This window comes from Nitrosomonas sp. Is37, from assembly GCF_033063275.1.
GTDB lineage: Bacteria > Pseudomonadota > Gammaproteobacteria > Burkholderiales > Nitrosomonadaceae > Nitrosomonas.
The window spans coordinates 42410-62092 of the sequence record NZ_JAWJYP010000015.1 but is presented as its reverse complement, the minus strand read 5'-3'; the positions used below and the strand labels follow the sequence as shown (position 1 = coordinate 62092).

General features: G+C 47.4%; 16 protein-coding genes and 1 pseudogene. 12 read left to right on the top strand and 5 right to left on the bottom strand.

Translation table 11 applies throughout. From position 1 onward, the window contains the following. Positions 1-19: 19 nt before the first annotated feature. The 3 genes from R2Q26_RS08690 to R2Q26_RS08680 are packed head-to-tail and all read right to left on the bottom strand — an operon-like array spanning position 20 to position 2047. On the bottom strand, positions 20-1084 hold the full coding sequence (locus R2Q26_RS08690) for a PilW family protein (RefSeq protein WP_317535904.1): 1065 nt from the start codon (positions 1082-1084) through the stop codon (positions 20-22). A gap of 1 nt (position 1085) precedes the next feature. After that, positions 1086-1529, bottom strand: coding sequence for a type IV pilus modification protein PilV (gene pilV / locus R2Q26_RS08685; protein WP_317535903.1), 444 nt, complete (start codon positions 1527-1529; stop codon positions 1086-1088). Beyond that, positions 1523-2047: a GspH/FimT family pseudopilin gene (locus tag R2Q26_RS08680; protein WP_317535902.1), complete on the bottom strand. Its 525-nt coding sequence runs from the start codon at positions 2045-2047 to the stop codon at positions 1523-1525. The genes pilV and R2Q26_RS08680 overlap by 7 nt, the downstream gene beginning before the upstream one ends. A gap of 262 nt (positions 2048-2309) precedes the next feature. Between R2Q26_RS08680 and thiO the strand changes: the two genes are divergently transcribed. Further along, a complete protein-coding gene (gene thiO, locus R2Q26_RS08675) occupies positions 2310-3404 on the top strand; it encodes a glycine oxidase ThiO (protein ID WP_317535901.1) in 1095 nt (364 codons plus the stop codon). Here thiO and ispH read toward each other — a convergent pair. Together ispH and R2Q26_RS08665 are read right to left on the bottom strand one after the other, a co-directional pair. After that, complete coding sequence (ispH, locus tag R2Q26_RS08670; RefSeq protein ID WP_317535900.1) at positions 3401-4384, bottom strand: 4-hydroxy-3-methylbut-2-enyl diphosphate reductase; 984 nt, start codon at positions 4382-4384, stop codon at positions 3401-3403. The genes thiO and ispH overlap by 4 nt on opposite strands. A 206-nt stretch (positions 4385-4590) precedes the next feature. After that, the gene (locus R2Q26_RS08665) at positions 4591-5712 is read right to left on the bottom strand and encodes a 3-deoxy-7-phosphoheptulonate synthase (protein WP_317535899.1); all 1122 of its coding nucleotides are present in this window, start codon (positions 5710-5712) and stop codon (positions 4591-4593) included. A gap of 211 nt (positions 5713-5923) precedes the next feature. Between R2Q26_RS08665 and R2Q26_RS08660 the strand changes: the two genes are divergently transcribed. From R2Q26_RS08660 to R2Q26_RS08610, 11 genes and pseudogenes are all read left to right on the top strand, one after another. Next, a complete protein-coding gene (locus R2Q26_RS08660) occupies positions 5924-6349 on the top strand; it encodes an archease (protein WP_317535898.1) in 426 nt (141 codons plus the stop codon). Between the two features lie 120 nt (positions 6350-6469). Further along, positions 6470-7897 (top strand): RtcB family protein, encoded by a 1428-nt coding sequence (locus tag R2Q26_RS08655; RefSeq protein WP_317535897.1) that lies wholly within the window; start codon positions 6470-6472, stop codon positions 7895-7897. A gap of 18 nt (positions 7898-7915) precedes the next feature. Next, positions 7916-8356 (top strand): universal stress protein, encoded by a 441-nt coding sequence (locus tag R2Q26_RS08650; RefSeq protein WP_090569145.1) that lies wholly within the window; start codon positions 7916-7918, stop codon positions 8354-8356. A gap of 1 nt (position 8357) precedes the next feature. Then, positions 8358-8948, top strand: coding sequence for an isochorismatase family protein (locus R2Q26_RS08645; RefSeq protein ID WP_317535896.1), 591 nt, complete (start codon positions 8358-8360; stop codon positions 8946-8948). After that, complete coding sequence (locus R2Q26_RS08640; protein WP_317535895.1) at positions 8939-10288, top strand: nicotinate phosphoribosyltransferase; 1350 nt, start codon at positions 8939-8941, stop codon at positions 10286-10288. Before R2Q26_RS08645 ends, R2Q26_RS08640 begins: the two co-directional genes overlap by 10 nt. A gap of 138 nt (positions 10289-10426) precedes the next feature. Then, complete coding sequence (locus tag R2Q26_RS08635) at positions 10427-10564, top strand: hypothetical protein (RefSeq protein WP_317535894.1); 138 nt, start codon at positions 10427-10429, stop codon at positions 10562-10564. A gap of 511 nt (positions 10565-11075) precedes the next feature. Continuing rightward, complete coding sequence (locus tag R2Q26_RS08630) at positions 11076-12776, top strand: multicopper oxidase family protein (protein WP_317535893.1); 1701 nt, start codon at positions 11076-11078, stop codon at positions 12774-12776. An 814-nt stretch (positions 12777-13590) separates the two neighbouring features. Continuing rightward, positions 13591-15408 carry an adenosylcobalamin-dependent ribonucleoside-diphosphate reductase gene (locus R2Q26_RS08625; protein WP_317535892.1) on the top strand — a complete coding sequence of 606 codons (1818 nt, stop codon included), beginning with the start codon at positions 13591-13593 and terminating at the stop codon, positions 15406-15408. Between the two features lie 155 nt (positions 15409-15563). Next, positions 15564-16472, top strand: coding sequence for a phosphogluconate dehydrogenase (NAD(+)-dependent, decarboxylating) (gnd, locus tag R2Q26_RS08620; protein WP_317535891.1), 909 nt, complete (start codon positions 15564-15566; stop codon positions 16470-16472). Position 16473: 1 nt separating this feature from the next. Continuing rightward, entirely contained in the window at positions 16474-17964 is a 1491-nt protein-coding gene (zwf, locus tag R2Q26_RS08615) for a glucose-6-phosphate dehydrogenase (protein WP_317535890.1), read from the top strand. A gap of 158 nt (positions 17965-18122) precedes the next feature. Beyond that, positions 18123-19450 (top strand): annotated as a pseudogene (locus tag R2Q26_RS08610) (alginate export family protein). The last annotated feature ends 233 nt before the right edge of the window (positions 19451-19683 follow it).

The window sequence follows — 19683 nt, the reverse complement described above, 5'->3', positions numbered from 1 at the left end:
TAGTCTTTACTGGCACTGATTAGGATACCCGGTTGCGCAATGTTATCACGGTGGTAAAAGCCTGGCGTAGGCGCCGATCTGTAGGGGTAGTAGTGATGCCGTTAAAGATGTAGGGTTGGGGTTGGCTGGTGATATTATCTTCTATCGTCTGCAACAGTAAGCTGATACGCACGCTGACGACATTTCCCCAATTTGCCACCGCCTCGGCAGTACGATAGATATCTGCTGTCCAGTTTTGATCGAGATCTTCGCCATATTCAATTTGCATGTCTTCTATGCCTCTCACCAGCTCGTCCGCCTGTTTTGTTCCAACCTTGCGATAAAGTGACGGCCATGTTTCTGCCATGCGAATAAAATAAGAGCGGGTAGAAATCTTGACGAGTTCGCCTCCTTTAGTAAAGTCCTTACCCAAGGCTTTTGTATAATTTCCTGGCGTGTCTGCGGTTGGGTTACCAGTGTTATGCACCAAATTGTCCATTCCTTGTGGAGTATTGACATTGGTACCTTGTGGAGTATTGACATTGGTAATTTGAAAGATAGCTGATGCCATGCAATCAGTAACCAAGACGATATCATTTTCTTTGAATCCGCTACCAGCTGTCACTTTAAGATCAGCGGAGTCGGGTGGATTTCCACCAGGTTGTTGAGTAACCTTGGTGGGACTGTCATCGACTCCACGCACTACGATAATATCTCGTCCTCCTAGCGGACTGGGAATAGCCCCTGAAGGAGGCAGAGCTGGTGTCCATCCCGTTGCGCTGGTCGCCTCGAAACCTTCTAGAGGTTGACCGAGATTCCATAGAAAATCTGGAGGATTAGGTGGGCCTGGGTTTAAAGTATTCACTGTCGGCACACCATTGCCTGCACACCCAAAATAGCCAGCCATACGGATATCTTTTGAAAGTATATGGAAGGCATAGCGCGCATTTTCCTGTATTCTGGCCAGAGCATCGTTGACTCGATAGGTCTGGTGACTGGAGGTTAGAATGGTGATGATCCCACTCATCAACAAAAGCCCAATAGTCATGGCCACCATTACCTCAACTAACGTGAAACCATGCTGTGTTATTGGTATTCTTTTCATGCTATAGCTGGGTAGTCAGAATAAATTGCTGAGCAGCTAAAGCACCGCCGCGGCTGTCATCCCACTGAATGGTGACGGTAATGACGTTACCAGCGACGTTGATGGCGCCTGTGCCAGCGGGTAAGCGCAAGGCCAATTCATTTAACCAATTGTTTAGATCCTGCTCGGGAATGGTGCTTCCGGAAGGGATGGAGGCACCTATAGCGATGTTATAACTACCATTAATTGCTGCAGTTCGATTGGCGCGCATGCTGTCGAGAATACTGTAAGTCATCATTGTGGCAGTAGAACGGAAACTCGCACTCTGGTTATGGGTGAGTCCGACGGATTGCAGGCCCGCCAACCCGAGTAAACCGATGGAGAGCACAACGATTGCCACTAACACTTCAATCATGGTGACACCCTTTTGATGTGGCAATTGAAATTTTTTTTTGAGGATTAACATGATGACATCTTCTCAGTGTATGGCCGACCTGTATTGTTTATAGTAATCTTGCGTCCTTTTGTGCTATTGCACAGTGTGAAAGTGCCATTACCTACCAACCCACTATAACCACTACCTTGACTACTTCCATTAGCTAAGTAAGCAATCCAGTTTGCAAATTTTGTGCCACCATCCATCGTGCTGCCTTTCAATGCAGGAAAAACCCTTAAAATTTGATCGCTGCCATTGATTGCCCCCACTGTCCCGCTATCGCTGTATACTATCCAGCCATCTTGCCAATTACTTCCGGTCGTACAAGTTTTACCGTCATTACTTTTACACATGGTTACCCGCATGCCGCGTTTCACTGCTTCAGAACGACTGAAATGAAGTGCTGTGAGAAACTCATTCGCCTGTGTAGCAAGACGTGACTGCACCATCATCGACTGATAGCTAGGTACTGCGATGGTAGCTAAAATCGCGCCAATGCTCAGCGCAATCATAAGCTCTAACATTGTAAAACCTCTATTAACAGGCATATACAATCCTTTATCCCATGGTTTCAACTCTGTTAAAGTAACGGATAGTTTTTAATTAACTTTAGCCTGCATTGGTGGGTCATTAGTCGTGTGAAAGTAATCTGAATGGCTGGTCCGAGAGCAATGCATGCAGAAAACAGTAATGAGATGATCAAGTAGGTAAGCATGGGGAGAGTAATTCCTTGTAACTATAGGGATAGCAATAGTTCTTTTCGCACTCTTTCCATTGTAGCTTACTTGCACGCGATGCCACGAGTGAGATATGAATGAAGTGACTCCAGATTTTATTGTTATTGGTGCTGGCGTGATTGGACTTGCTACTGCAGTTCAGTTGCTGAAAGAAGGTGCAACTGTCACTATCCTGGAGCGTGCTCAGGTCGGGCAAGAATCTTCTTGGGCAGGAGGTGGTATCTTGTCACCATTATGCCCCTGGGACTATCTGGATAGCGTTACGCGCCTTACTGATTATAGCGCAGCCATGTTTCCAGCATGGGTGGCAGAGCTGTATGCATCAACGGGTATTGATGCTGAATATGTGATAAGTGGAATGCTTGTACTACCACCGTATGATGCAAATGCCGCTCAAAAATGGCTGGCGGAACAGAAGGTATTTACTCAGATGGCTTCCTTGAGCGAGCAAATCAATTTTCTTCATTTAGAAGTGGAGCATTCACTATTTCTGCCCCATATCGCGCAGGTGCGTAATCCTCGTTTGCTAAGAGCATTATATAACCAAGTCGTACAACTGGGCGGACGCATTATTGAGCATTGTGAAGTACAAGAAATCATAACGCAGCATCATCGGCTTAACTCACTTACGACATCTTGTGGCAAATATTGTGCTGCTCACTTCGTCATCACTGCAGGTGCTTGGAGCAAACAAGTGTTAGGAAAGCATGCGCTCAATCTTGAGATTAAGCCAATTCGCGGCCAAATGCTGTTATACAAGTTTGAAGAACCGCCGCTGGGGTCGATTTTGCTTCAGGGAGATGTGTATTTGATCCCTCGGCGCGATGGATATTTACTGGTCGGTAGCACAATGGAAGATGTTGGCTTTAACAAGCAAACAACGCTTGCCGCACGTGAGCATTTATCTGGACGTGCACAAAAACTGTTACCCCAGTTAAAAGGGAAACCCCTGATAAAGCATTGGGCAGGGCTCAGACCAGCCTCGCCGCATAATATCCCCACTATCAGCCGTCATCCGCTATTGAGTAATTTATTCATCAATAGCGGACACTTCCGCTATGGTATAACTATGGCGCCAGGTAGCGCCAAAATTTTACTAAACGAAATTATGGGCAGGCCACAACCCTTTGATACAAGCCCTTATCAAAAAGGGTGGGGAGTTTATTAGTTTGCTTCACGCACATACTTATCCATGGGTATCGCTTCTGCTTTAGGGAGTGGAAACACCACAGATTCAACAACACCACTTAATTCCTCAATGAGGACATCGCTTCCTGTTTGTTCGGCGCCAATTTGCTTGAGCCTATCCAGAACTTGCTGCACCAATATTTCTGGCGCCGAGGCGCCGGCGGTGATCCCAATGCAACTTTTTCCAATCAACCATCCATTCTGCAATTGCTCAGCACGGTCAACCATATAAGCCTCAACGTTGGCATTACGTGCTACTTCACATAAGCGATTGGAATTTGAGCTATTGGGAGAACCCACCACTATGACCAAATCACAGTGTTTAACCATCTTTTTGACTGCATCCTGACGGTTTTGCGTGGCGTAACAGATATCATCCTTTTTGGGACCTATGATTTTAGGAAAACGCCGTTTTAATGCATTGATTACACGTGCAGCATCATCGACTGATAAGGTTGTTTGGGTAACATAAGTCAGATTGTGCTCATTCTTAGCTTGTAAATTCGCAACATCTTCTTCTGTTTCCACCAAATACATCCCGCCATCATTTCCTTCTACTTGACCCATGGTTCCTTCAACTTCGGGATGACCCTGATGGCCAATCATGATGATCTCTTTCCCTTCTTTGCGCATTTTTGCTACTTCGACATGCACTTTAGTTACTAGCGGGCAGGTCGCATCGAATATCTTGAGTTTGCGCGCTGCTGCTTCTCGTCGCACTGCATGCGAAACACCATGGGCGCTGAAAATCAGAATACTTTCTTGTGGAACTTCTTCCAGGTTCTCAACAAATACAGCGCCTTTTTTTTCCAAATCTTCCACCACAAAACGATTGTGTACTACTTCATGTCGCACATAAATGGGGGCGCCATGCATGGTTAATGCACGCTCAACAATTTCGATGGCACGATCCACACCGGCACAAAAACCTCTTGGGTTTGCAAGCAAAACTTTGATCATTGGTTATTCTCCATGAAGATGATATCTGGCATCACCGATAATTTTAGGCATTCGTTCATCCATAATAATTCGGCTTAACACACTTTAAGGTGATTATAAGGCATCTAGGTAAAAAAAATTTCTGGAATCATTGGCGCACACGCTTCAATAATAAATACGCGCAAGCCTAATCGTGAGCGTTCAAATTAGTTATTGATACGAACAATCTATCCGGCTTCCTGATATCGTTTGGCTAGCTCCACTCGTTTTTCATAGGCCTCGCGAGCGATACGAACATCTTCTAGAAAGAGAGGTAATTCTTTGAGTAATAATGCTTGAGGGCCATCAACCAGCGCCTTGCTGGGTACCGGATGAAAATCAACCAGCACCATATTGGCGCCTGCGATAATTCCTTGGGCAGTTGCATGCATGACATCAAGGATGCCATCTGGTGAGCCTGTTCGAGTACCAATCGAGTGTGAAGGATCAATACAAACCGGCATGCGTGTCAGGCGCTTGACCACAGGAACATGTGCAAAATCCACAAAATTACGATGAGGATCACCCATATTGGTTTTCATTCCACGCAAGCCAAAAACCACTTTCCGATTTCCTTCAGAGGCTAGATATTCTGCTGCATTAAGAGATTCATCCAGGGTAATACCAAAACCACGCTTGATCAGTACTGGAAAATCCTGCTGACGGCCAACGATCTTCAATAACTCGAAATTCTGGGTATTACGGGTGCCAATTTGTAGCATCACACCCGTCGAAGAGCCAGTTTGGTAGAGTGCTTCCCGAATTTCTTCCACATGAGATTCGTGAGTTACCTCCATAGCAATCACTTTGATCTCATACTTACCGGCGAGATCGAATACATAAGGCAAGCAGGCTTTGCCATGCCCCTGGAATGAGTAGGGGCTCGTGCGAGGCTTATAGGCACCCATGCGTGTACAAACCTGGCCATGATCACGCAATGCTTGTAGCATTAATTCCACATGCTCTAGCGTATCGACAGCACATAGTCCAGCAAATACATTTAATGTATCTTGGCCAAAACGCACACCGTTGTAATCGAAATGGGTTGGCCGATCATCATTTTCATGTCGCCCAAGAACACGATATTCTTCGGAGATACGCACTACTCGATCGACACACGGTAGACTTTGCATATCTTCAACTGATAATGCTTTGGTATTACCGATCAAATAGATTTCCGTCAACGTTTGTTCAATGCCGATCTCCGTATGTGCGCGCACGGTAATACCTGCAAGATTAGCGAGGTGTGCAAGTAATTGCTTATATTCATGGCTTTCAGAAAGAGTGTCTGGTTTCAGAATAAGAATCATAAAGAATGCCTGATATAGTTTCTACAAGAAGTGATAACAATGATTCAGCATCGATTCTAACTGAAATCGGAATGAATTGTCATTGCCTGTGCAACTATACATTTAGCAAGTCTATCTAATGTTAGGATGTTTCTTATTAGGCATTATTTTTAATTTATGCCGTGTATTTTTCAGGTTGCATTATTCATTATTAAGATAAATGAGGTGCGTCTTGTCTAAAAATAAAAAAATGACTTCATCCTATTTTGAACATGATGCCGATATCGGCATTATTGGTCATGGATCAACAATCGAGCAAGCATTTGAGTCAGCAGCTGAGGCAGTATTTGCTATTGTGACCAATCTTGAAACGGTCCAGCCTGATATTTCTATAGCTTTTGAGTTTGAAGAAGAAGATCTCGAACTCGCACTAGTGACTTGGTTAAATTTGTTGCTGGGAAAAGCACGTGAGTTAGGTATGGTTTTTTGCCGCTTTCGCATTCGCCGACAGGGTAATTTATGGTACGCCGAAGCAATGGGTGAAAAATGGCATGCGGATTTAGAACGCGGGGTGGAGGTTAAAGGCGCGACTTTGACGATGCTTTCAGTAAAGCAAATCGGCGCAATATGGGAAGCGCGTTGTGTGGTGGACGTATAATTCCATTTCCAAATCAAACCTGACTTAGTTGGCTCCCTTAGCCGTATTATTTATACTGTCTGCGGTTCGCTCTTGCGTCATGTTTGATTTGGAAATGGAATAAGATAGAGGAGGTATAAGATGGATTTACAGCAATTACATCAAATTCAGTCTTACCTATGGACACTTCCCCTGAAACCAGGCGAGAGCCGGAAGGAGGTATTACTATACGGTAGTGCGCCTTTACTGGAAAGCATGGACGATAAAGTGCTTGAGCAAATCACCAATGTCGCATCGCTACCTGGTTTGGTGGGTGCTGCGATGACCATGCCAGACGCACATTGGGGCTATGGCTTTCCGATTGGCGGGGTTGCAGCATTTGATGCTGAGCAAGGTGGCATCATTTCTGCGGGTGGTGTTGGCTTTGATATCTCCTGCGGAATCCGCTGCTTGCGCAGCAACTTGAATTTACAGGATGTGAAACCACACCTTTCGACCCTTGCTGAGAGGTTGTTCAAGGTTATTCCGGCTGGTGTAGGTGAGGAAGGTTTACTCAAGCTGGATACGAAACAGCTTGATCAAGTCCTGCTTGGCGGTGCGCGCTGGGCAGTGCAGCAAGGCTATGGCAGCGAAGCAGATTTGGAATTTATCGAAGAGCGAGGCTGCATGGCAGGCGCGGTACCAGCAAATGTTTCCGAGTTAGCCAAGAAGCGCCAACGCGGTGAAATGGGTACTCTTGGCTCAGGCAATCACTATCTCGAAGTCCAAGTAGTAGATCGTATTCTTGACCCTGCAGCCGCACAGGCTTTTGGATTGCAGGAAGGGCAAATTATCATTTCGATACACTGCGGTTCGCGTGGCCTGGGACATCAAATTGGTACGGAGTATCTCGTCTCAATGGCCAAGACTGCTGAGCGCTGCGGCATTCATTTACCCGACCGTGAACTGGCTTGTGCCCCGATCAAATCTCCAGAAGGACAGCAATATATTGGTGCAATGAATGCGGGCATCAATTGCGCTCTGGCTAACCGGCAAATTTTGGCTCATCTGACCCGTGAAATATTTATGGAAGTTTTCCCAAATAGTGAGCTTGAAACGCTGTTTGATGTTTCGCACAATACCTGCAAGATAGAAAAACATAAAGTCGATGGCAAGTCTCGAGTGCTGCATGTGCATCGTAAAGGTGCTACACGTGCATTTGGTCCGGGGCATGACACATTGCCTGAACGCTATCGTGCGGTAGGTCAGCCAGTGATCATAGGTGGGAGTATGGGTACTGGCTCTTACATTCTTGCGGGTAATAGCGATAATCCCGCATTCGCCTCGGCCAGCCATGGGGCGGGTCGTGCATTGAGTCGTCACCAGGCGTTAGCCCGCTGGCAAGGGAAACAGTTAATTGGCGAACTTGCCCAGCAGGGTATCTTAATCCGTTCCCGCTCCATGCGTGGGGTAGCTGAGGAAGCACCGGGTGCATACAAGGATGTTGACTTAGTCGCTGAAGCAACAGAGCAGGCCAAGCTTGCTCGTAGAGTTGCCTTTCTTAAACCCCTGGCTTGTGTAAAAGGATGATTTGCCACAGGAGACATCATGTATCAAAAAATCCTCGTTCCAGTTGACGGTAGTACCACTTCAAATTGTGCGCTGCAGGAAGCTATCAAACTAGCGCAGCAGCATCATGCACAACTGGAAGTTGTGCATGTATTTGAAGATATTCTTTATTGGGTAGATGAAAGCTATATCAATTACGCCGAACTGCAAGAAACCATCAGAGAAAGTAGTGAAAAAATACTGGCCGAGGCACAAGCGTTAGTGCAGCAAGCAGGATTGACAACTGAAACAAAATTACTTGAGGCAAAAGGTCAGCGTATTGCCAATGTTATTGTGGCGGAAGCTGACCGTTGGCAAGCTGACTTGATTGTCATCGGCACGCATGGTCGAACTGGTTTCAGTCGCCTACTATTGGGAAGTGTTGCTGAGGGGATGGTGCGTACGGCATCTATACCCGTTTTATTGATACGAGGTAGCTAACATGGAAGTGAGACTAGGTAGCGGAGATGCACTCGTGATCATCGATATGCAGAATGATTTTCTGCCTGGTGGAAGCTTGGCTGTACCGATGGCTGATACGATTGTTCCTGTGATCAATCGTTACCTGAAGCTTTTTCATGAGTACGGCCTGCCGGTTTTTGCAACCCGCGATTGGCATCCTCCTGATCACTGTTCTTTCCAGCAGCAAGGGGGTCCATGGCCCCCGCACTGCATAGCAACTACAACAGGGGCAGCGTTTCACCCGGAGATAGAATTTCCTATTAATACTCAGGTTATTTCCAAAGCGACAACGGCAGAGAAAGATGCTTACTCAGGTTTTACTGATACTCAGCTCCATACATTACTGCAAGAATTGGGTATTCGCCGCTTGTTTGTCGGTGGTGTCGCGACTGAATACTGCGTGCTCAATACTGTGAAGGATGCACTACAATATCATTACACTACATTTGTTCTTAAGGACGCGATTTGTGCAATCAATCTAAAGCCTGAAGATGGTTTACATGCGCAGGAGGAAATGGAGCGTCTTGGTGCAGCGCTTATTCAATTTGAGGTAGCTGCTGCATGGGCATGAATCCACTTTCCAGCCCGCTGCTCTCTGATTTTTATCAGTTTACGATGTTGCAAAGTTATCTTGAGCAAGACATGCAAGAAACGGCTGTCTTTGAGTTGTTTATCCGTAAGCTGCCGCCTGGTCGAAATTTCATGGTTGCGGCTGGACTAGAACAAGCACTGGATTATCTTGAAAACCTAAAATTTTCATCTGCGGAACTCGACTGGCTCGCGACACGTTTTCACCCTTCACTCATCGATTATTTTGAACAGTTTCGCTTCAGTGGCGATGTACACGCTATGCCTGAAGGCACCCTATTTTTTCCCAATGAACCTATCTTGCGAATAACTGCGCCGCTACCCCAGGCACAATTGATCGAATCGCGCATTATCAATCTTCTTCATTTCGAAACACTGATCGCATCTAAGGCCGCACGCTCAGTGCTGATCGCGCCTGATAAGTTATTGGTCGATTTTGGTATGCGTCGAGCACATGGTGCCGAAGCAGCTTTACTGGCAGCGAGAGCAAGCTATCTGGCGGGGTTTACTGGCACAGCGACTGTTCTGGCAGGCGCATTTTATGACATTCCTTTATTTGGAACCATGGCGCATTCCTATATTCAGGCACATGCAGATGAAACTACAGCCTTTGCACACTTTGCCCACTCCAATCCGGATAACGTCGTTTTGCTGATTGATACCTATGACACCGAAGCCGCAGCAAGAAAAGTGGTCACATTAGCACCGAAACTTACTGCAGATCAAATCAATATCAAGGGTGTTCGTTTGGATAGTGGCGATTTAACGGCGCATGCCTACAACGTGCGCCAGATTCTTGATCAAGGAGGTTTACAGAGCACGACCATATTTGCCAGCGGTAACCTGGATGAATACCGACTGCAAACCTTGCTATCAGCCAAGGCGCCGATAGATGGTTTTGGCATTGGTACCGCATTAGATATTTCCAGCGATGCGCCTGCATTTGATTGTGCCTATAAGCTGCAGGAATATGCTGGCAAGCCACGCCGTAAACGCTCAGAAGGCAAGGCAACCTGGCCGGGAAGAAAGCAGGTTTACCGTTATTACACATCACAGGGTGAGATGAGTCATGACATTGTGGCGCTAGCAGAAAATGATCCTTATGAAGGGCAACCATTGCTTGAGCGGGTTATGCTGGCAGGAAATCGCACTCATCCAAAAATACCTTTGCACGACATACGCCAGCAGACATTAGCAGGCTACACTCACTTACCAAAAGTTATGACAGCCTTAGAGACAGCTTTCGCCTATCCGGTCACGATTTCGACCGCCTTGCAGGATTTAGCAAAACAGCTTGATGCAGAAATGATGACTCATTTGTAGCAAAATCAATATTCTTGTCTTGGCTTAATTGTCTGCAGCGATTTCATGAAAATCAGTTATTAATTAACCAATAACTTGAAAGTAGCATTTTCGATAAAAATGCTACTTTTCGACAATCCCAATAAGCAAGGAGGGAATTTGAAGAATCTTCCAACTGAGTATTTAGCTGCAAAGCCACCGATTGCTGAAAGATGGGCCAATATCGGTATGGTAGTGCAGGCAAAGACGATTACCTATCCCTTGGAACAAACTGGTCATCGGGATCATGTTGAGTAATTTCCATCTACTCAAAACAGTCTGTTCCACACCATATTGAAAGTATGAACTGCAAGAGCAATTAAATCGTTGCATAACCTCGACTGCTGCCTGGCTGTGGTAAACCGCATCTTTCCATAGCTATATCGAATTCAATCCGGTCCAGCATCCGCTTCATTAACCCCATGCCACCCCAAGCCGTTATTCCATTCCCAAATCAAACTATGCTACTTTATTAAATATCCTTTTTTAACTTATTCTAATGGTCTCTAAGCTTTCCTAATGGAGTATTTGGAGTAATTATGAAGCTTGCATAAAATTTCCATAAAAAAACTACTCTATTTAATAAAAGAAGCAATAAAGTTGTGCTATTCGTTCGATTGCTAAGTGGAGATAAATAGATACTTAACTACCTACTACCATAGTTATCGAGTAAAAAGTTTTACTTTGAGGCATTTGATGCCGTAAGTGGCCGAAGAGGTCGGGCAAGGTTCCAAAAACAATAATCCCACTAACAATAGGAGAGAGTTTTATGCAACGCGCCTTCATCCCTGCTGGGATAATTGCGTTTGGTTTGTCGCTCTGCGGAAGCACGGCTGTAGCTGAATACAAGCCCGTTATTCCAGCATGTGCTTACCAAGATATCGATATTCAGAAATACGGCTACGCACCGTTCCAGAATCCCCCTGACATACGTTCCAAAGATGGCATGCTGGATACCAGCTTCAATGCGCAATATACTGATCCCGCTACCACAACTATTGCCGGTTGCCCGGTTACTCTACGTACATACAACGGTCAGTTGGTTGGTCCCACTCTGCGCGTCCATCAAGGAGATGTAATCAATTTGCTGCTCAGCAATCAGTTGCCAAAAGAGACGGCAGATGAAATTCAGGTGCAGTTTGAACAAGAAAATAGAAACGCTTATCTCAGCACCAAACCAGCTTCTTTCAATACTACCAACATACACTATCACGGCTTGCATGTTTCGCCTACCGGCAATAGTGATAATGTTTTGCTGGATATCGCACCGCAAAGTCAATTCCAATATGAGGTGAAACTGCCAGCCAACCATCCGATTGGCTCTTACTGGTATCATGCCCATGCTCATGGTTCCACGTCTATTCAGGTGGGTAGCGGCATGGCAGGAGCTATCGTCATAGAAGATGATCCACAGACTACACCGAAGGCTCTGCTTGCTGCCAATGCTAATGAGAAAATATTTGTGCTACAAACTATTCTTTATGACGAAAAAGGAAAACTCAACAACATAACCAGCCTTTTTCCTGGACCATCCAACCCTAACCCCAAGGATTGTAATACGGCAAGTAATAAAGGTACTTGGCCATGCTCGCACCGTCGGATTACCATCAACGGCCAGATCGTTCCCGTTATCACCATGAAACGTGGCGAAGTACAGCGCTGGCGTCTGATTGATACCGCCTTCCGTGAGTCCATTGCTTTCGGGGTAGAAGGTCATGATCTGCACGAAATTGCCCTGGACGGTAATTACCTGGGTCGAGTCGATACTTGGAAGGCAGGAACACCGATTGATCTCCAGCCGGGTTACCGTAGCGATATCTTAATTAAAGCAAGTATGAAAGCCGGCGATTATCGCATCATCGATCAGCCTACTTCATCAAAAAGATCCTTGCGACAAGTAGAGGAGTCGGAGAACCTGCTGGCCATTCTCAGGGTTACAAATGAGATCGAGGACATGGTTTTACCGACCAAAGAGGAAATGGCTCCACTGGCACCGTTTGGCAACACTGATCTGAGAAAGACTGCTTTGGGTGTGCAGGAAGTCGTCTACAAGCTCGGTCAAGATATGAAGGGTGAAAAAAATTACTTCCAAGTCAACTATCAGGCTTATAACCCTGATCACGTGCGCCAATTATCGCTGAACGCCACCGATATGTGGGCGCTGACGACGGTAGGTGATCCTAGCGGTGTACCGAATGGTATCGGTCAGCCACCTTCCTCACCACCGCCGCATGTATTCCATATCCATGTCAATCCATTCCAATGGGTGCGTAAAGGGCCAGACGGCAGTGATCAATTGGTATGGAAAGATACACTATTGGTGCAGGGACCAACTGTTACCAATGTTTATACCCAGTATCGTGATTACATTGGTAAATTTGTTATGCATTGTCATATTCTGGATCATGAGGATTTGGGAATGATGGAAGTTGAAGAAGTTGTGAATACATCGGGCGCACATACTCATTGATTCCATCTGGTCGAGTTTTACAGGCTGTTGAAAAACGTATTCGAGGTAGTCGATGATAGGCAAAAACAGGCGAAAAAAGTGGAATTTATACCTGATAAATGAGCATTTTGAGCTTGTTTTTAGCACCGCAGCGGCAACGTAGATAGTTTTTCAGCAGCCTCTTAATAACACGTTGGTATGTATTTTTTAACCTAGATTCTTCAGTTAATCACCTCCTTGCGGTGTTAACGTCGTGAATATAATAGCCTTTTCTATAAATCCCATTCCCGCCATCTGGGTGTTTCCGTTCCGTGAAGGATTGCGCGGTTTTGTTAGCACATGGCTGCGTTGCAACTCTTTGGAATGAAACGACCATTCCGCATCGTTGCGCTTTGTCCTGCACTCACAAAATTACACACTCCATTCCGCCCAATTGAGGGCTAGGTTAAAAATTCGAATGACGGTTCCTAGGTCTGCGCGTTGCTGTACGGCTTTGTCAAAATTAATTGGTCGCTGTCTACATCATTGCTGGTGATCTGACTCAACGAAAAGACTTTTTGAGTCGTTCTGAGAGACTGGCCAATACGGAAGCTTATCTCTTTGCCTGAGTCCGTGAGCATTATTATGGGCTAGAGCGGTATTGATTCAACAAAATCTCAGCAGCGTTGTCAAATTTATATGGTTGAGGTTCTATGGTTCGATAGTGACATTTTTATGCGTGGGAGTGCTTGTATCGATGCTAATTGAATGATTTTATGCTCAACACATTGATTTTGATCGCACTGCTCATCTCTTTACTTTTCTGATAAACCAAGTCGATGTTAATCTCAAAATCATGAACGATCTCTATTTCACCACACCAATTGCCCAGCATGTCTGGGAAGCTAAATACCGCTATCGTAAAGATAATGTAGTTTATGATGCCACGATTAGCGATAGCTGGAGGCGCATTGCCTCTACTCTGGCTGCGGAAGAAAGTAATCGAGAACATTGGCAAGCGCGTTTTTACGACATTCTACAAAATTTTAAATTCTTACCAGGAGGCCGTATCCAGGCCGGCGTAGGGACTGTACACAAGGTTACGCTTTTTAATTGTTTTGTGATGGGTACCATCCCCGATGCGATGGATGGAATCTTCGATGCTCTTAAGGAAGGCGCGCTGACGATGCAGCAAGGTGGAGGCGTCGGTTATGATTTTTCCACACTGCGCCCGCGTGGCACGCAGGCGTATAGCGTTGGTTCAGTTGCATCTGGCCCCATTTCTTTCATGCATATCTGGGACAGTATGTGCGCTACCATTCTTTCGACCGGAGCTCGGCGCGGTGCCATGATGGGAACGTTACGCTGCGATCATCCCGATATCGAGGAATTCATAGCCGCAAAACAGGATCGAACTCAGTTACGGCGCTTCAATGTTTCAGTATTGGTCAGTGATGATTTTATGACCGCGATAAGTAAGGATGAAGATTGGCTGCTGGTCTTTCCGGTCAGTGAGCATGTAATGGGTGGTGAAGTGCTGATGCGAGATTGGCCAGGTTACGAGCAACCTGTTCCATGCAAGGTATACAAGCGTATTCGTGCACGTGAGCTATGGGAAAAGATCATGCGTGCTACATTTGATTATGCTGAGCCAGGGGTATTGTTTATCGATCGTATCAATCAGCACAATAATCTTTATTATTGCGAGAGGATTCATTCGACCAATCCTTGCGGCGAAGTTCCGTTGCCTCCCTATGGTGCTTGCAATCTCGGTTCTATTAATCTTACGCAATTCGTTCATAAGCCCTTTTCAGAGCAAGCGCATCTTGATATGGAAGGTATTAGCGCAACTGCAAGGACTGCAGTGCGCTTGCTGGATAATGTCATAGATGTCTCGAATTTTCCGTTACCCAGCCAGGCTGTGCAGGCGTATTCTTCGCGACGTATCGGGCTAGGGATCACTGGTCTGGCCGATGTACTGATGATGCTGAATATACCTTATGGCAGCAAAGAGTCCTTGCAGATTGCGCAATCAGTCATGAAGACTATTTGTCATGCTGCCTACCAAGCTTCTGTTGATATTGCTCGGGAGAAAGAATCGTTTCCATCCTTCGATCAGGAAAAATATCTTGCCGGTACTTTTGTGCGTTCCTTACCCGAAGCTATCCGCCAGGGCATTGCGCAATATGGCATTCGTAACAGTCACCTGACAGCTATCGCACCAACTGGTACGATCAGTCTTCTTGCAAATAATGTTTCAAGCGGTCTGGAGCCAGTTTTTGATAGTGAGTACACGCGGCGTGTATTGGGGTTGGATGGAGGTTACTCGGAATATCAAGTAGTCGATTATGCGGTTGCTTCTTGGCGCAAAGGGGAAGAAAGTAAATCTTTACCTCCGGCGTTTATCAATGCCTACCAGCTTCCGCCAACTGATCACCTGCAAATGCAGGCAGCCATTCAGCCATATGTTGACCAGGCCATTTCCAAAACGATTAATGTGCCGACAGATTATGATTTCGTAGCGTTTCGTAATCTCTATCAACAAGCCTATAGCCTTGGTCTGAAAGGCTGCACGACCTTTCGCCCTAATCCGGTGACCGGCACTGTTCTCAGCAAGATAGAACAAGAACAAACGGCGCCGCATTGTTGTAATTTGGAACGTGAAGCAGATTAAGTTAGAGAACAGACACTGTATGCTTCTATAGTGCTTGGATATAAAATTGATTCATTATCTTGCAGCAGTGAGAGATCCTCAGGCTTTAGGTATATAGGTAACCACGTAACCCGATAAGCCTGCGGCTTGATCGAACTATATCACAGGAGAAAAGCATGGAATTCGGCATCGTGGGTTTAGGGCGGATGGGCGGTAATATGGCGCGCCGTTTTGCCCGGCAAGGCATAAAAATCGCGGTGATGAACCGCTCTTTCGACGTGACCGAGGCGCTGGTCAAGGAAACCGGACACCTGGCCTGTGTTGATTATACGAGCCTGGTTACCGCACTCGAGGCGCCACGTATCGTCTGGCTGATGCTGCCGGCTGGTGAGGTAACGGAAGCGGCATTGTCTGTATTGCTGCCATTGCTGTCGTCTGGCGATTTGATTGTGGATGGCTCAAATGGGCACTACAAGGATGATAGGCCTCGTGCAGTGCACTGTGCACAATTCGGCATAGAATACGTCGATGCGGGAGTCTCGGGCGGAGTATGGGGATTGGAAAACGGTTATTGCATCATGTTTGGTGGATCGGATGCTGTTGCTGGACGCCTGCAGCCGTACATGCAGGCACTCTCACCGACACCGACGACCGGCTGGCTGCACACCGGTCCAGTCGGTTCTGGTCATTATGTGAAGATGATTCATAATGGCATCGAGTATGGCATGATGCAGGCTTTTGCCGAGGGCTTCGCGTTGATGAAGGATAAATCCGATTTTGCGCTTGATCTTGCTGCAATTTCCGAGCTATGGCGGCACGGCAGCGTAGTGCGCTCGTGGCTACTTGATTTGTCTGCCGAATTCCTGGCGGAGGATCAAATATTTGATGGTATCGAACCATTCGTGGCCGACTCAGGCGAAGGTCGCTGGACGGCGCTGGCTGCAATCGAACAGGGTATTCCGGCGCCGGTCATGACGCTCGCGCTGGCGATGCGTTTCGCAACACAGGGCAAGAATGACTATGCTGCCAGGCTACTCGCTAAAATGCGGCAGGGTTTCGGCGGTCATGCGGTCAAGGAGAATTGAGATGAATGACCCGAAGGAGCGTCAATCGGAGAATTTGCCATGTTCATTCGTGATTTTTGGTGCAACCGGCGATCTTGCCTCAAGCAAGCTTTTGCCAGCGCTGTTTCATCTGGAGGTGGCCACACGGCTGGCGGAAAACCTCACTATCGTTGCTTTCTCACGTCGCGACTGGACTCTTGACAGCTGGCGCGAACACCTGCGTACTATGCTTGCCGACGAAGCCAAGGATAAGCTCGAAGGATCGGTATTCGAGCGCTTCCTCGCTCGCTTCCGCTACCAGCAGGGCGACCTTAACGACGTAGAATCCTACCGAGCCCTAGCAGCCAATCTGCCGACTGAATCGGCGTGTTCGCGCACAGTGTTTTATCTTGCAATCAAACCCGCTGATTTCACTGCAGTTATCCAGAACCTCGAAGCGGTTAAGCTCAACCAGCCGCGCGGCATGAGCCGGGTAGTGATCGAGAAACCCTTCGGCGAAGATCTCGAATCTGCGCAAGTGCTGAATCGTCTATTGCATCAGTATTTCGATGAGGAGCAGGTCTATCGCATCGACCATTTCCTCGGCAAGGAAACAGTGCAAAACCTGCTCGTGTTTCGCTTTGCCAACACACTGATCGAACCGCTGTGGAATCGTAATTTCATCGATCATGTGCAGATCACGGTGGCTGAGTCGATTGGCATCGAAAAGCGCGCCGACTACTATGATCGTGCCGGTGCCCTGCGCGACATGCTGCAGAACCATCTCATGCAACTGATGACTGTGGTGGCGATGGAGCCCCCGGCCGCGCTCGAGGCAGATGCGCTGCGCGACGAGAAGGTCAAGGTATTGCGCTCGATCCGCCCGATTGCCAAGCGCGCGATCCATGCACACGCAGTGCGCGCGCAATATGCGCCTGGCAACATCGACGGACAGGCAGTGGTGGGTTACCAGCAGGAGGAGAATGTCGAGGCCAACTCCCTCACCGAGACTTTTGTTGCCGTAAAGTTTTACATCGACAACTGGCGCTGGCGTGGTGTGCCGTTCTATTTGCGCACAGGCAAAAGACTGGCGAAGCAAACTTCGCTGATCGCCATTCGCTTCAGGCACCCGCCGCAACAGCTTTTCCGCGAGACGCCGCTGGAATCCATCGCGCCGAACTGGGTATTGCTGTCGATCCAACCCGAGAAATCAATGCGCTTGGAAATTCACGTCAAGCAGCCAGGCCTCGACATGGATACGCGCGTGATGCAGCTGAACGCGAGTTTCCTTAAAACTGACGAGCAGGCGCTCGATGCTTATGAAACGCTATTACTCGATGTGATCGAGGGTGACCGTTCACTATTTATCCGCTTTGACGAGGTGGAATGGGCGTGGCGGGTTGTCGATCCCATTTTAAAACATTGGCTGGTCGAGCGCGAATTTATTCCAACCTACCCGGCCGGAAGTTGGGGTCCGGCAGAAGCCAACCGCCTGTTTGATAGCGACGATCAGATCTGGCGCAACGAGCTGTGAGTTTTTCTGGGGATCTTTCATGGGGTACGTCCGTGCGGCTGCGGTGAAGGAGTCCTGCGCTTATCCACTTGCCTCTATGCTTGTTATGTAAAATAGAGCAGGCTTATTTTGCTGCAACCGTCCTTGCGATCAATTTATCGGGTTCGGGGCATGAAATTATGATGATGTTTCCACGAAGAAGCTGGTCAGTCATTTTTGCCTGTGCTGCTCTGTTCATGGCAACGAGCCAAGCTCAAGGATTACCGCTTGTTCAGCCTGAAAAAGCGGTCGCTCCTGAAATTCGTTCATTTGCTGGGAATCATCTGCACGCGATGACGGGTGATGTTGATCTACCCTTATCCAAGAACGCTCAATCTATTGCCACTCAAAAGAGCATGCCGACGCCACATGCTCCGCCGCCATTCAAGTCGTTGCGCTATGATGAGGATTATCGATACTTGCACGAGCCCCAGCGTCAATCTGACTTTTGGGATTCCATTAAATATATTCCGATCAAAGATCGGGAAAATTGGTTTCTCTCAATCGGGGGTGAAATGCGACAACGATACGAGTTCTATCACAACCCCAACTTCGGCACTGGCCCATCAGATAGTCGGGGGAACAACGACTATTTACTGCAACGATATTTCCTGCATGCTGACCTACATCTGGGGCAGCACCTCCGTTTTTTCGGTCAGTTTATGTCAAGCCTCGAAGACGGCCGGATCGGCGGTCCACGCCCGGAAGTAGACCGAAATGTATTCGACGTACATCAGGGATTCATGGATCTTGTCATTCTCTTCAAGGACATGATGCCGTTCACTTTGCGGCTTGGGCGGCAGGAATTTGAATATGGCTCAGGTCGGCTCATTTCTGCTCGTGAAGTTCCGAACACGCGCCGCTCATTTGATGCTGCCCGGCTACTCTTTCGAGTAAATAAATGGGCAATCGATGGATTCTGGGGTAAACCGGTTCGTAATCGTTTCAGCGTGTTTGACGATGATCCGGATCCCAATAAGTCCTTGTGGGGTGTGTATGCTGTTCGTTCTCATTCATTTCTGCCTGATGGGCACGCCGACCTGTATTACCTGGGCTTTGAGAATAAGCAAGGAGTGTTTGCTCAGGGCACCGCACACGAAGTACGTCACACGCTTGGTACTCGGCTGTGGGGCAACCCCTGCCATGGAAGTATAACATTGAGCTTATTTGGCAGTTCGGCCGGTTCGGGGCCGGAAGTATTGAGGCCTGGGCAGTGGCGACCAATCTGCACTATAACTTGAGCAATTTGCCGCTTCGCCCCCGACTGGGGCTGACGGTTGATATCACCAGCGGGGATCGGAATCCAGCCTCAGCAAACCTCCAAACATACAACCCACTGTTTCCGACTGGGGCGTACTTTAATCTCGCTGACTTGCTGGGGCCGTTGAATTTTATTCATGTGCATCCCTCTGTGGATATATATCTTGCTAAGAAACTCAGATTAACGTTGGACTGGGGATTCTTCTGACGAGAAAGCCCTCATGATGCACTCTATTCGATCGCAACTTTGCCCATTCGCTCAGTTCAGCCTAATCAGGAGCAGTTCTCAGGCAGCTCCCCTGCAGTGACAGTGACCTGGGATCTCACGCGGCACGTGACTATGCTGGCCAGCTATGTGCACTTTTTTCCAGGACCCTTCTTCGATACCAGTCCAGGAAATAGCTCGGTCGATTTCTTCACGACCTGGCTTACCTATAAGTT